This window comes from Cupriavidus sp. KB_39 (genome assembly GCF_052114485.1).
Taxonomy (GTDB): Bacteria; Pseudomonadota; Gammaproteobacteria; order Burkholderiales; family Burkholderiaceae; genus Cupriavidus.
On sequence record NZ_JBFREV010000021.1, the window covers coordinates 17,063 to 30,819 of the forward strand.

Sequence of the window (13,757 nt, forward strand, 5' to 3'; positions counted from 1 at the left end):
ATCAGGCCATCAGGTCCGAGAGCGCCAGCGCCACCACCTTGGTCGCGCGGTTCAGGTCGTTCAGGCGCAGGTTCTCGTCCGAGTTGTGGCCGCGCGCCTCCATCAGCGTTCGCGGGCCGGCGCCGTACAGCACCGTGGGAATGCCGTGGCTGGTGTAGTGGCGGGCGTCGGTGTAGAGCGGCACGCCCTGCACCGGGATCTCCACGCCGAACACGGCCTCGGCACGGCTCTTGAGCGCGCCGATCAGCTTCTCCACGCCGGGCAGCTCGGACAGCGGCTCGGCCAGGATGATGCGTTCCACCTTGACCTCGATACCCGGGCGGTCCTTGGCGGCACGCTCCACCACGGCGCGCAGTTCGCCTTCGGCATCGAAGCCGATCTCTTCCGGAATCATGCGGCGGTCCACGCGGAAGGTGACCAGGTCCGGCACCACGTTGGTGTTGATGCCGCCCTTGATCAGGCCGACGTTCAGCGTGGCCGTGTCGATGCCCGGCACCTTGCTCTTGCGCGTGGCCAGCTCCGYGCGCAGGCCGTAGATCGCCTGCAGGATGTGGGTGGCGGCCTCGATGGCGTCCACCCCGGTGTGCGGCATGGCCGCGTGGCCCTGCTTGCCCTTGACGGTCACTTCCACGTGCAGGCAGCCGTTGTGGGCCGAGGTGATGCCGTACGAGAAGCCGGCCGAAATCGCGTAGTCAGGCTTGGTCAGCCCTTCTTCGAGCAGGAACTTCGGGCCGATGTCGCCGCCGGTTTCCTCGTCGTACGTGAACTGGAGTTCCACCGTGCCGTTGAGCTTGGCGCCCTGCTTCTCGGCTTCCTGAAGCGCCAGCACCGCATAGGCGTAGGTGGCGAAGTCCGACTTGGACACCGCCACGCCACGGCCATACATCACCGGGCCGTGCTCGCTGTCGGCAATCTCGCCGCCGTACGGGTCCTTGGTCCAGCCCAGGCCCGGGGGCACCACATCGCCGTGGGCGTTCATGGCGATGGTCGGGCCGCCCTTGCCGAAGGTCTTGCGCACCAGCAGGTTGGTGGCGCTGATCATGCCCGCCGCGCGGACCTTGTCCTCGGGCACCTTGTGCGCTTCCACCTGGAAACCCAGCCCTTCGAGCAGCGTCCTGGCGCGCTTGCCGTGGGCGTCGCAGTCGCCGGGCGGGTTGTCGGACGGCACCTTGACCAGCTCGGCCAGGAAGGCCTCCTGCTGCGGACGCAGCGCGTCGATGGTCTGCGTGAGCGTGGTCTCGATGGGGTTCATGTTGTCTCGTGCGGTCATGTTCTGGCTCTGGATTCGGATTTGTTCGATAAATGGCTTGGGCGCGCTGCGTGGTACCGCCGGGGCTTACTGCTGCCGCTGGAAGTGCTCGACAAAATCGGCGAACACCCGCGCGGCGGTCTGCGCGTCTTCGGGGGTCATGGTCTCGGTGGGGTGATGGCTGATGCCGCCGTTGCCGCAGCGCACGAACAGCATCGCCACATCGGCAATCGCGGAAATCGCCATGGCGTCGTGGCCGGCGCCCGAGGGCAGGTGCCGCACCGGCACGCCCTGGCGCTCGACGGCGGCGGCCCATTGCGATTGCAGCCACGGCGCGCACGGCACGCTCTTGGCTTCGTGGGTCTTGCGTACCTGCACGCGCACGTTGCGGCGCGCGCCGATGCGTTCGATCTCGGCCAGCACATCGTTGACGGCGGCCTCGCGCTCGGCGTCCTGCCCGGCGCGGATGTCGATGGAGAACACGGCGCGGCCCGGCACCACGTTGGTCGCCCCATTGGGCACGTTGAACTGGCCGACGGTGCCGACCAGGCCCGGCTTGCCGCTGCAACGCTTCTCTATATAGAGGCCGATCTCCGCGCCGGCCATCGCGGCGTCGCGGCGCATGTCCATCGGCACGGTGCCGGCGTGGCCGGCCAGCCCTTCCAGTTCGACGATAAAGCGCGTGGCGCCCGAGATGGCGGTGACCACGCCCACGGCCAGGCCCTCGTTCAGCAGCACCGGGCCCTGCTCGATATGCACCTCGACGAAGCCCAGCACGCGCTGGCGGTCATGGGCGGCGGCGGGTAGCTCGGCAGCGTCGAAGCCGGCCGCGCGCATTACCTCGCGCATGGTCTTGCCGGAGTCATCGACGTTGTCGAGCACATTGGTGTCGAAGGTGCCGGCAATCGCACGGCTGCCCAGCAGCGTCGCCTTGAAGCGCACGCCCTCCTCCTCGGCAAAGCCGACCACCTCGATGGCGAACGGGAAGCGCTTGCCCTGGCGGTGCCACTCGGCCACGCAGGCAATCGGCAGGATCACGCCGAGGTTGCCGTCATAGCGGCCAGCATCGCGCACAGTGTCGAAGTGGGAGCCGGTGAGCAGCGCGGGAGCGTCGGGCGAGGTGCCTTCGTAGCGGCCGATGACGTTGCCGGCGGCGTCGCGGCGCACGGTCATGCCGGCTTCGCGCATCCATTCGGCTAGTTGTGCGGCGGCGCCGTGGTGGGCGTCGGTCAGGTAGGTGCGGGTCAGCAGCCCGGGCTGCTCGGTGTGGACGGCCAGGGCGTCGGCCCAGGCCATGATGCGGGCGCCGGCCTCCGGGGCCAAAGTCGTCGGGGTTGCTGCCGGGGTTACTGCCATAGCGGGTCTCCTGCGATCTACATGTAGCCCGGCGCTGAGGGTCCTGGCGGGGGCGCCAGTCCGGGCGGGCGCCCGGTGCCGAAGCTCTATTCTCTGCGATTCATGTTAGCACAGTGAATTCAAAAATTGCATACAAAAATGATATGCACTATATTGGCCTGCACGCACCGACAATCCCGCCCGGACAATCGTTTATCGACAATCCTGTCGAGCCCGGCCGAGGGTGGCGTGGCGTTCCCAAACCCAGATCAGGGCAGGCCATTCCGGACCCGCCCGGCACGGAGACAACGATGCAGCAATCCCTTCCCGCGCAGCGCCCCCCTCGCCTGCATGCCCGCAGTTTTAGCCGCTTGACTCGCTCGCTATTCGGCCARGTATTGATCGCCCTGGTGCTCGGCACCCTGCTCGGGCTCTGCTTTCCCGAGTTCGCCGCCAAGCTCAAGCCCCTTGGCGATGCCTTCATCAAGCTGATCAAGATGCTGATCGGCCCCATCGTGTTCTGCGTGGTCGTGGCCGGTATCTGYGGCGCCGGCGAGCTGAAGAAGGTGGGCCGGGTCGGCATCAAGGCGGTGATCTACTTCGAGATCGTCACGACCATCGCGCTGGCGCTGGGCATCGTGCTGGCCTACGTGTTCCAACCCGGCACGGGCATGAACGTGAACCCGCGCACGCTCGATATCTCGGCCATGGCCGCCTATATCGACAACGCCGAGAAGGTGAAAAGCGCCGGCACGGTCGATTTCCTGCTCAAGCTGATCCCGAACACGGTGATGGGCGCCTTCACCAACGGCGACGTGCTCCAGGTGCTGCTGGTCTCCGTGCTGTTCGGCTGCGCGCTGTCGCTGGTGGGCGAGTCGGGCAAGCCGCTGGTGCGCCTGATCGACACCTTTTCCCACACGCTGTTCAAGATGATGGGCTTCATCATCAAGCTGGCCCCGCTGGGCGTGCTCGGCGCGGTGGCGTTCACGGTGGGCAAGTACGGCATCGGCTCGCTCAAGCAGCTCGGCTTCCTGGTGATCCTGTTCTACGGCGCGGTGGCGATCTTCGTGCTCGTGGTGCTCGGCACCATCATGCGGATCTGCGGGTTCTCGGTAATCAAGCTGATCCGCTATCTGAAGGCTGAACTGCTGGTGGTGCTGGGTACGGCGTCCTCGGACAGCGTGCTCCCGCAGGTCATGAAGAAGCTCGAATTCATGGGCGTGCGCAAGTCGGTGGTCGGGCTGGTGATTCCTACCGGCTACTCGTTCAACCTCGATGCGTTCTCGATCTACCTGACGCTCGCGGCGGTCTTCATCGCCCAAGCCACGAATACGCCGCTTGCGCTGGGCGACCTGCTCGGCATYCTGGCCGTGGCGCTGGTCACCTCGAAGGGCGCGCACGGCATTCCGGGCTCGGCCATCGTGATCCTGGCGGCGACGCTGTCGGCCCATCCGGCGATTCCCGCCATCGGCCTGGTGCTGGTGCTGTCCGTCGACTGGTTCATCGGCATCGCGCGCGCCGTGGGCAACCTGATCGGCAACTGCGTGGCGACGGTGGTGGTGGCGGCCTGGGAGAAGGATATCGACCGGGAGCGTGCCCACGCGGTGCTCAACGGCACGATTCCGGCGGGTGATCTCGACGCGGGCCTGGAGGCGCTGGGCGACGGCCTCGGCGCGGACACCGGGAAAGTCCCCGTGGGTGCGCCGCTGCCTGGCACGGTCGCGGGGCGCTAGAATCACGCATTCCCAATCCCGCACCGCGCCGGTCCGCCCCCAGAGGCGAGAGGCGCGACACCATGCCCGAGCACATCGATCCAGACATGACCGCCGAGGCGATTGCCGACGACATCGTCGCCGCCATCGTCTCGCACCGCCTGCCCCCCGGCACCAAGCTGCGGGAGGAGGCGCTGGCCAGCGTCTATCGCGTCAGCCGCACCAAGGTGCGGGCCGCGCTGCTGATGCTGTCCAAGGACAAGGTCATCCAGATCGTGCCGGACAAGGGCGCCTTCGTYGCCAAGCCGAGTGCCGAGGAGGCGCGTGAAGTCTTCGCGGTGCGGCGCATCCTGGAGGCCGCGCTGGCGCGCGAGTTCGTGGCCAAGGCCACGGCGGCGGACTACAAGCGCATCGACAAGCATCTGGCCGCCGAGCGCAAGTCCCTGGGCGGCAACGACGCGCAGGTGCGCACCCGGCTGCTGGGCGACTTCCACATCGTGCTGGCGGAGGTGGTYGGCAACAACGTGCTGACCGAGATCATGCGCGAGCTGTCCATGCGCAGCGCGGTCATCACCATGCTGTACCARAGCCGGCGCGATGCCACRTGTTCCTCCGACGAGCATCGCGAGTTCATCGACGCCGCGCGCGCGGGCGATGCGGAGCGGGCAGTCACGCTGATGGTCGATCACCTCGCGCATGTGGAGGCGGCGTTGCACTTTGAGGAGGTGCCGGGCGCATCGCGCGGCAAGGATCTGGTGACGGCGTTGCTGGCCTGATCGCTGCATCGTCAGGGAATGCCTGGCGCTTGACGGCGATCAAGTCCAAAACGCGGCGGGAGGCGCATCATTCCTCTCGCCATGAAGTTGCGGGGGCGCACTTCATGAGCTCTCCCCGCCCTTCGCAAGAAGGGCTGCCCGCAGACCGCAACGGCTGCGGGCTTTTTCGTTTACGGCCCCGWTTTACGCTTCGGCGCGCCCGGTCCAGTAGCCGGGCTTTGCGAACGCYGTCTTCAGGTGTTCGATGAAGAAGCGGATCTTGGCCGGCACCGGCCGCTGCTGCGGGTAYACCGCGAGGATGTCGTAGTCCGGCAGCGCGTATTCGTCGAGCACCGTGATCAACTCGCCGCTCTCCAGCTGCGGCAGGATCTCCCAGGTGGAGCGCCAGCCCAGTCCCAGACTCTCGCCGGTCCAGCGGTGCAGCAATTCCCCGTCGTTGCAATCGAGGTTGCCACGCGCGCGCACCGTCACCGTCTTGCCGTTCTGCTGGAAATACCAGCCGCGCTGCTGCCCGCCTTGCAGGTTGAAGGCCAGGCAGTTATGCCGCTCCAGATCCTCGAGCGTGTGCGGCACCCCATGCTTGGCGAAGTAGGCCGGCGTGCCGCAGACCACSCGCTTGTTCGTCGCGAGCTTGATCGCCACGAAATTCGGGTCGATGGCGCCGCCGATGCGGATGCCGACGTCGTAGCCCTCGCGCACGAGRTCCACCACGCGGTCCGTCAGGTTGAACGAGATCTGCACTTCGGGATTGGCACGCAGAAACGCCGGCGCGTGCGGCGCCACATGCTTGCGGCCGAACGCGGCCGGGGCGGACACGATCAGGTGGCCGGTGGCCTTGTGCTTGCCTTCGGCAATCAGCATCTCGGCGCGGTCCAGGTCGGACAGCGCCTTCTTGCACTGCTCCATGAACGCCGCGCCCTGCTCCGTCACGACGATGCGGCGTGTGGAGCGGTGCAGCAGCTTCACGCCGATGCGCGCCTCGAGCGCGTTGATGCGGCGGCCGATCATCACCGGCGTCACGTTCTGCGTGAGCGCGGCGGCGGCCATGCTGCCATGTTCCACCACGGCGATGAAGGCTTCGATTTGTTTGAGTTTATCCATATGGGCCAGTCAAGCCGGTTGTCTCCTGCTGGCACATTGTGAGGCATTCGCAGCCCCGGCGGGTCAGCTGGGGCGGCTGCGCAACAGCGCGTCGCTGATCTCGGCGGCCTCGCCCAGCACGTGGGCCAGCCGCCGCAGCGGCGCGCAGCACTGCAACTGGGCGAACAGGGCGAACGCCGCGCCGGCCACCAGCACGGCGCCGTACACGGCCACCAGCGCGGGCCCCTTGTCGGGCGCCGCCACGACCAGCCCATCGGCCAGCACGGCCGCCGCTGGGCCGAGCGCCAGCACCAGCGCTACCGTGCGGGCGGCGCCTTCCCAGAGCCGCGCCTGCAGCACGATGCGCCGCTGGCGCGCGCGCAACTGGAGCGCGGGAACCCGCCCGAGCCGAAGCACCAGCGCGTCCTCGGCATCGCTCTCCACATCCACCCGGCGCGACAGCCAGCGCAGCGGATGCCGCAGCGCATCGCGCCGCACCAGCAGGCGCACCAGCCACGCGCCCACGTAGAACACGCCGCACACCGCCAGCAGCCCGTGGAACACCTGCGGCAGCCACACGGGCGGCGCCTGGCCGAGGATCTCGTGCCACCAGACCAGCCCGCCCCCGGCCACCAGCGCCGGCACCAGCGCGAGCACGAAGCCGGCCCAGAGCACGCCCGCGAGCCGGCTGTCCGGCGCGCGCTCGGYGGGTCCGGCCTGGAGCGCTTCGATCAATTCATAGGTGGACGGCAGCCGCGTGTACATGGCAAGGCGATGGCGAGAACAGAGCCCGCTATTTTGGCTGGGGCGGCCTGCTACCGAAAGCCCGAATTGCACCCAATCCACCCCAAATCGACCCAACCCCCACGCTTGTGGGGGACGCGGATTCCGCACTGCAACGTATTGAATTCGTCACTTCATAGCGGCGCCGGCGAGGTCATTGCATACCCCAGGTATCGAATCAACTGATCGCCCTTCTGTTTATCCGCGCCCCGCTGCGGGCATAGGATCGACGCCAGCGGACATTTCACCCATTTCAATTCGATCCCTGGAGACAGACATGCCGAAGATGAGAGCAGTTGACGCGGCCATCGCCGTGCTGGAGAAGGAAGGCATCACCACCGCGTTCGGCGTGCCCGGCGCCGCGATCAACCCGTTCTACTCGGCCATGCGCAAGGCCGGTTCGATCAAGCACCTGCTGGCCCGCCACGTGGAAGGCGCCTCGCATATGGCCGAAGGCTATACGCGTGCCGAGCCGGGCAATATCGGCCTGTGCGTGGGCACCTCGGGCCCCGCCGGCACGGACATGATCACGGGCCTGTACTCGGCCTGGGCGGATTCCATCCCCATCCTCTGCGTGACCGGCCAGGCGCCGCGCGCCCGGCTGTACAAGGARGATTTCCAGGCCGTCGATATCGAATCGATCGCCAAGCCGGTGACCAAGTGGGCCGTGACCGTGCGCGAGCCGGCGCTGGTGCCGCAGGTSTTCCAGCAGGCGTTCCACCTGATGCGCTCGGGCCGCCCGGGTCCGGTGCTGATCGACCTGCCGTTCGACGTGCAAGTGGCCGAGATCGAATTCGACCCGGAGACCTACCAGCCGCTCCAGCCGTACAAGCCGGCCGCCTCGCGCGCGCAGATCGAAAAGGCCATCGCCATGCTCAACGCGGCCGAGCGCCCGCTGATCGTCTGCGGCGGCGGCGTGATCAACGCCGATGCGGCCGACCTGATGGTGCAGTTCGCCGAACTGGTCAACGTGCCGGTGGTGCCGACGCTGATGGGCTGGGGCGTGCTCGCCGACGACCATCCGCTCCAGGCCGGCATGGTCGGCCTGCAGACCTCGCACCGCTACGGCAATGCCACGCTGCTGGCGTCCGACTTCGTGATGGGCATCGGCAACCGCTGGGCCAACCGCCACACGGGGAGCGTCGATGTCTATACGAAGGGTCGGAAATTCGTTCACGTCGATATCGAACCGACGCAGATCGGCCGCGTGTTCGGCCCGGACCTCGGCATCGTCTCGGACGCCAAGGCCGCGCTGGAGCTGTTCGTGGAAGTGGCGCGCGAGATGAAGATGGCCGGCCGCCTGCCGTGCCGCAAGGCCTGGGTGGCCGATGTGCAGAAGCGCCGCCGCACCATGAAGCGCAAGAGCGACTTCGACAACGTGCCCATCAAGCCGCARCGCGTGTACCGCGAGATGAACCAGTACTTCCCGCGCGACGTGCGCTACGTCAGCACTATCGGCCTGTCGCAGATCGCCGCTGCGCAGTTCCTGTCGGTGAACCAGCCGCGCCACTGGATCAACTGCGGTCAGGCCGGCCCGCTCGGCTGGACGATCCCCGCCGCCATCGGCGTGAAGACSGCCTCGCCGGAATCGGACGTGGTGGCCATCTCGGGCGACTACGACTTCCAGTTCATGATCGAGGAACTGGCCGTCGCCGCGCAGTTCAAGGTGCCGTACATCCACCTCGTGGTGAACAACTCCTACCTCGGCCTGATCCGTCAGGCGCAGCGCAACTTCGAGATGGATTACTGCGTGCAGCTGGCGTTCGACAACGTGAACGCGCCGGAGCTGGACGGCTATGGCGTGGATCACGTCAAGGTGGTGGAAGGGCTCGGCTGCAAGGCGATCCGCGTGCACAAGCCCGAGGACATCGCGCCGGCCTTCGCCGAGGCGCGTGACCTGATGGCCGAGTTCTCGGTGCCGGTGGTGGTGGAAGTGATCCTGGAGCGCGTGACCAATATCGCGATGGGTACCGAGATCGACAACATCAACGAGTTCGAGCCGATCGAGGACATCGAGGACGCCGACGAGGCCATCCTGTCCGAAGAAGTGGCCACYGCCTGACCGGGAGAGAGACACACATGCCAAAGCTCGCCGCCAACCTGACCATGCTGTTCAACGAAGYGGCCTTCCTGGACCGCTTCGAGGCCGCCGCCCGCRCCGGATTCCGGGGCGTGGAGTTCCTGTTCCCGTACGCGTTCCATGCGGACCAGATTGCCGACCGGCTGAGCCGGTTCCAGCTGGACCTCGTGCTGCACAACCTGCCCGCCGGCAACTGGGAGGCCGGCGAGCGTGGCATCGCCTGCCACCCGGACCGCGTGGGCGAGTTCCAGGAAGGCGTGGGCGAGGCGATCAAGTACGCGAAGGTGCTCGGCGTGCGCCAGCTGAACTGCCTGGTCGGCAAGCTGCCGCAGGACGTCAAGCGTGAGCAGGCCAACGAGACGCTGGTGGAGAACCTGCGCTTCGCGGCYGCCGCGCTGGCGAAGGAGCAGATCGACCTGTTGATCGAGCCGATCAACACCTTCGACATCCCCGGCTTCTTCCTCTCGCGCACCCAGCAGGCGGTGGACCTGATCGGGCAAGTCAATGCGACGAATCTGTATGTGCAGTACGACATCTATCACATGCAGCGCATGGAGGGCGAGATCGCCGCGACGCTCAAGGCCAACCTGCCGAAGATCCGCCACGTGCAGCTGGCGGACAACCCGGGCCGCAACGAGCCGGGCACGGGCGAGYTGAATTACCCGTTCCTGTTCGGCTACCTGGACGAGATTGGCTACACCGGCTGGATCGGCTGCGAGTACAAGCCGAAGACCACCACCGAGGCCGGCCTGGGCTGGCGCGCCGCGATGGGCGTGCAGTAAGCCGCGCGCCCCGCAGACATTCAAGAATTTTTCGATAGATTAGAGAGGAGACATTSCATGGCAGATCAACGAAACGTCGGCTTTATCGGCCTYGGCATCATGGGCGCGCCGATGGCGGGCCACCTGCGCGCCGCCGGGCACACGCTGTTCGTGCACGAYGTCAATCCGGCGCCGCAGGCGCTGGTCGATGCCGGCGTGACCGTGTGCACCAGCGCCGAGGAAGTCGCCAAGCGCGCGGACATCATCGTCATCATGGTGCCGGACACCCCGCACGTGGAGGCGGTGCTGTTCGCCGACAAGGGCGTGGCGGCGGCGCTCAAGACGGCCGGCAAGGAAGCCAGCTACAGCAAGATCGTGGTGGACATGAGCTCGATCTCGCCGATCGCCACCAAGGACTTCGCGGCGCGCATCAACAAGCTCGGCGCCTCCTACCTCGACGCGCCGGTCTCCGGCGGCGAGGTGGGCGCCAAGGCGGCCTCGCTGACCATCATGGTGGGCGGCCCGGCCGAAGCGTTCGATCAGGTCAAGCCGCTGTTCGAGCTGATGGGCAAGAACATCACGCTGGTCGGCGGCAACGGCGACGGCCAGACCACCAAGGTGGCCAACCAGATCATCGTGGCGCTGAACATCCAGGCGGTGTCCGAGGCGCTGCTGTTCGCGTCGAAGGCTGGCGCCGACCCGGCCAAGGTGCGTCAGGCGCTGATGGGCGGCTTCGCGGCGTCGCGCATTCTGGAAGTGCACGGCGAGCGGATGGTCAAGCGCACGTTCGACCCCGGCTTCCGCATCGAACTCCATCAGAAAGATCTGAATCTGGCGCTGCAAGGGGCCAAGACGCTGGGCGTGTCGCTGCCGAACACGGCCACCGCGCAGGAGCTGTTCAACGCATGCGCAGCCAACGGCTTCGGCAAGCTCGACCACTCGGCGCTGTGCCGGGCGATCGAGATCATGTCGAACCATGAGATCGCAAAAAGCGCGAAGTAATAGCGCGATGTAATAGCGCGAAGTAAGCGTACCTAGCCTCACCCGCCCGGGCCCCGTGCCCGGGTCTTGCCTTGCCTTCCGGACCCCACATGCTTGCCACCGACGCCACCGCCGCCCTGCTGTCGCCCCAGCGACCRGGCAGCCTCCCTGACTTCCGCGATCCCCGCCACGCGCGCGCGCTGCTGAGCGGCCTGTTCGACACGGCCGTGGCGTCCGTCAGCGCCGCCCACTGCCTGCCGCCGCACCTGCCATCGCCCCCCAAGGGCCGCACCGTGGTGATCGGCGCAGGCAAGGCTGCCGCCGCGATGGCGCAGGCCGTGGAGGCGCACTGGCAAGGCGAGCTGTCGGGGCTGGTGGTCACGCGCTACGGCCATGGCGCCGACTGCCGGCGCATCGAGGTCGTGGAAGCCGCCCACCCGGTACCCGACGCCGCAGGCCAGCGCGCCGCCCAACGCATGGTGGAAGCCGTGCGGGGACTGACCGCCGATGACCTCGTGCTTTGCTTGATTTCCGGCGGCGGCTCCGCGCTGCTGGCGGCACCGGCCCCGGGCCTGACACTGGAAGACAAGCAGGCGGTCAACAAGGCGCTGCTGCGCAGCGGCGCGAACATCGGCGAGATGAACTGCGTGCGCAAGCATCTCTCCGCGCTCAAGGGCGGCCGGCTGGCGCTGGCCTGCGCGCCGGCACGCGTCGAGACCCTGCTGATTTCCGATATCCCCGGCGATGACCCGACCCTGATCGCCAGCGGCCCCACGCTGCCGGACGCCACCACCTGCGCCGACGCGCTCGCAGTCATCGCCAAATACCAGATCGAGGTGCCCGCCAACGTGCGCCGGCACCTGGAGAGCGGCGCCGGCGAAACCCCCAAGCCCGGCGACGCGCGCTTTGCCGGCCACCGCAGCGTCACGCTGGCCAGCGCCCAGCAGTCGCTCGAAGCCGCCGCGGCCCGCGCGCACGAGCTGGGCCTGACCGCGCACATCCTGTCCGATTGCATCGAGGGCGAAGCGCGCGATGTGGCCGAAGTGCACGCCGCCATCGCCCGGCAGGTCGCCACGCGCGGCCAGCCATTCCAGAAGCCGTGCGTGATCCTGTCCGGCGGCGAAACCACCGTCACCGTGCGCGGCGACGGGCGCGGCGGGCGCAATGCCGAATTCCTGCTGGCGCTGGCCGTGGCGCTCGACGGCCTGCCCGGCGTGCACGCCATCGCCGGGGACACGGACGGCATCGACGGCTCCGAAGACAACGCCGGCGCCCTGCTCGGCCCGGACACGCTGACGCGGGCCGGCGCCCGTGGGCTGTCCGCCCGCGCCCACCTCGACAACAACGACGGCTACGGGTTCTTCGCCGGCCTCGACGATCTCGTCGTGACCGGCCCCACCCGTACCAACGTCAACGATTTCCGCGCGATCCTGATCGTCTGATCCCGGATCGCGYCGCCCCACAAGTCGCACAAGAGCCCCACGGAAACAGGAAGGAGACATCATGAGACGCCAGCGCAAAGCCAAGATCGTTGCYACGCTCGGACCCGCCAGCTCGGACATCGCGGTCATCCGCCAATTGTTCGATGCCGGCGCAGACGTGTTCCGGCTGAACTTCAGCCACGGCACGCACGAGGACCATCGCGCGCGCTACGACGCCGTGCGCCAGGTGGAGGCCGAGACCGGCCGCCCCATCGCCATCCTGGCCGACCTGCAGGGCCCGAAGCTGCGCATCGGCCCCTTCGCGGTGGGCAAGGTGGCGGTCAAGGCCGGCGACACCTTCGTGCTGGACAGCGACCCCACGCCCGGCGATGCCACGCGCGTCTACCTGCCGCACCCGGAGCTGTTCCGCGCGGCCAGTGCCGGGCAGTCCCTGCTGATCGATGACGGCAAGGTGCGCCTGAACATCGTGGCCGTGGCGAGCGGCAGCATCACCACGCGCGTGGCCAACAACGGCACGCTGTCTGACCGCAAGGGCGTAAACGTGCCGGACGCGGTGATCCCCATCCCCGCGCTGACCGAGAAGGACCGCCGCGACCTGGCCTTCGCGCTGGAGCTGGGCGCGGACTGGATCGCGCTGTCCTTCGTGCAGCGGCCCTCGGACATCGCCGAGGCGCGCGAGATCATCGGCACGCGCGCAGGCGTGCTGTCGAAGATCGAGAAGCCGGCGGCTTTGCAGCAGCTGGAAGAGATCGTGCGCGTGTCCGACGCGGTGATGGTGGCGCGCGGCGACCTCGGCGTGGAACTGCCGCCCGAGCGCGTGCCCGGCGTGCAGAAGCGCATCCTGCGCATCTGCCGCCAGCTCGGCAAACCCATCGTCATCGCCACGCAGATGCTGGAATCGATGATCGACTCGCCGGTGCCCACGCGCGCCGAGGCCTCCGACGTGGCCAGCGCCATCTACGACGGCGCCGATGCCGTGATGCTGTCCGCCGAATCGGCCAACGGCCGGCATCCGGTACCGGCGGTATCGATGATGGACCGCATCATCACCGAGGTGGAGCAGGACCCGCTGTACCGCAATATGATCGATGCGCAGCACGAGGCGCCGCTCTCCACGCGCCAGGATGCGATCTGCGCGGCGCTGCGCGAGGTCACGCAGATCATCGGCGCGGTGGCCACGGTGACGTACACGTCGTCCGGCGCCACAGCGCTGCGTGCCGCGCGCGAGCGGCCGTGCGCGCCCATCGTCAGCATCACGCCGAATCTTGAGATTGCGCGGCGGCTGGCCATGGCCTGGGGGATCCATTCGACGGTCAGCCCGGATGTGCAGAGCGTGGACGAGATGGTGGAAGCCGCCTCCCGCGCGGCCCTGGTGGAAGGCTACGCGGCGCCGGGCGACCAGATCACCATTGCGGCCGGCATGCCGTTCGGCCAGGGCGGCACGACCAACCTGCTGCGCGTGGCCGAAGTCGGCACCGAAGTGGCGGGCAGCCTGGACGCGGACCTCGGCATCGGCGGCGCGCTGCGCCAGCCGGCGGCGGTCTGAGGGCCCGCTGAG

11 protein-coding genes are annotated in these 13,757 nt (G+C 67.9%); 7 read left to right on the plus strand and 4 right to left on the minus strand.

Going from position 1 to position 13,757, the window contains the following annotated elements; all coding sequences use genetic code 11:
- Position 1: 1 nt before the first annotated feature.
- Positions 2–1,252 (minus strand): M20/M25/M40 family metallo-hydrolase, encoded by a 1,251-nt coding sequence (locus tag AB4Z27_RS16880; protein WP_441644882.1) that lies wholly within the window; start codon positions 1,250–1,252, stop codon positions 2–4.
- A gap of 84 nt (positions 1,253–1,336) precedes the next feature.
- Positions 1,337–2,605: an allantoate amidohydrolase gene (locus AB4Z27_RS16885; RefSeq protein ID WP_092300202.1), complete on the minus strand. Its 1,269-nt coding sequence runs from the start codon at positions 2,603–2,605 to the stop codon at positions 1,337–1,339.
- 290 nt (positions 2,606–2,895) lie between these two features.
- Here AB4Z27_RS16885 and AB4Z27_RS16890 point away from each other — a divergent pair, with 290 nt between their 5' ends.
- Both AB4Z27_RS16890 and AB4Z27_RS16895 read left to right on the plus strand, forming a co-directional pair.
- Complete coding sequence (locus tag AB4Z27_RS16890) at positions 2,896–4,317, plus strand: C4-dicarboxylate transporter DctA (RefSeq protein WP_441644861.1); 1,422 nt, start codon at positions 2,896–2,898, stop codon at positions 4,315–4,317.
- Between the two features lie 62 nt (positions 4,318–4,379).
- The gene (locus AB4Z27_RS16895) at positions 4,380–5,072 is read left to right on the plus strand and encodes a GntR family transcriptional regulator (RefSeq protein WP_092300207.1); all 693 of its coding nucleotides are present in this window, start codon (positions 4,380–4,382) and stop codon (positions 5,070–5,072) included.
- A gap of 183 nt (positions 5,073–5,255) precedes the next feature.
- Here AB4Z27_RS16895 and AB4Z27_RS16900 read toward each other — a convergent pair whose 3' ends face one another.
- Together AB4Z27_RS16900 and AB4Z27_RS16905 are read right to left on the minus strand one after the other, a co-directional pair.
- Positions 5,256–6,173, minus strand: a complete 918-nt coding sequence (locus AB4Z27_RS16900; protein ID WP_092300210.1) for a LysR family transcriptional regulator — start codon at positions 6,171–6,173, stop codon at positions 5,256–5,258.
- A gap of 63 nt (positions 6,174–6,236) precedes the next feature.
- Positions 6,237–6,917, minus strand: a complete 681-nt coding sequence (locus tag AB4Z27_RS16905) for a hypothetical protein (protein WP_441644862.1) — start codon at positions 6,915–6,917, stop codon at positions 6,237–6,239.
- 295 nt (positions 6,918–7,212) lie between these two features.
- Between AB4Z27_RS16905 and gcl the strand changes: the two genes are divergently transcribed.
- From gcl to pyk, 5 genes are all read left to right on the plus strand, one after another.
- Positions 7,213–8,997, plus strand: coding sequence for a glyoxylate carboligase (gene gcl, locus AB4Z27_RS16910; protein WP_092300216.1), 1,785 nt, complete (start codon positions 7,213–7,215; stop codon positions 8,995–8,997).
- A 17-nt stretch (positions 8,998–9,014) separates the two neighbouring features.
- Positions 9,015–9,797, plus strand: a complete 783-nt coding sequence (gene hyi / locus AB4Z27_RS16915; RefSeq protein WP_441644863.1) for a hydroxypyruvate isomerase — start codon at positions 9,015–9,017, stop codon at positions 9,795–9,797.
- Positions 9,798–9,854: 57 nt separating this feature from the next.
- Positions 9,855–10,778 carry a 2-hydroxy-3-oxopropionate reductase gene (glxR, locus tag AB4Z27_RS16920; RefSeq protein ID WP_092300223.1) on the plus strand — a complete coding sequence of 308 codons (924 nt, stop codon included), beginning with the start codon at positions 9,855–9,857 and terminating at the stop codon, positions 10,776–10,778.
- 89 nt (positions 10,779–10,867) lie between these two features.
- Positions 10,868–12,199 carry a glycerate kinase type-2 family protein gene (locus AB4Z27_RS16925; protein ID WP_441644864.1) on the plus strand — a complete coding sequence of 444 codons (1,332 nt, stop codon included), beginning with the start codon at positions 10,868–10,870 and terminating at the stop codon, positions 12,197–12,199.
- Between the two features lie 61 nt (positions 12,200–12,260).
- Complete coding sequence (gene pyk, locus AB4Z27_RS16930) at positions 12,261–13,745, plus strand: pyruvate kinase (RefSeq protein WP_092300229.1); 1,485 nt, start codon at positions 12,261–12,263, stop codon at positions 13,743–13,745.
- Positions 13,746–13,757: the final 12 nt, after the last annotated feature.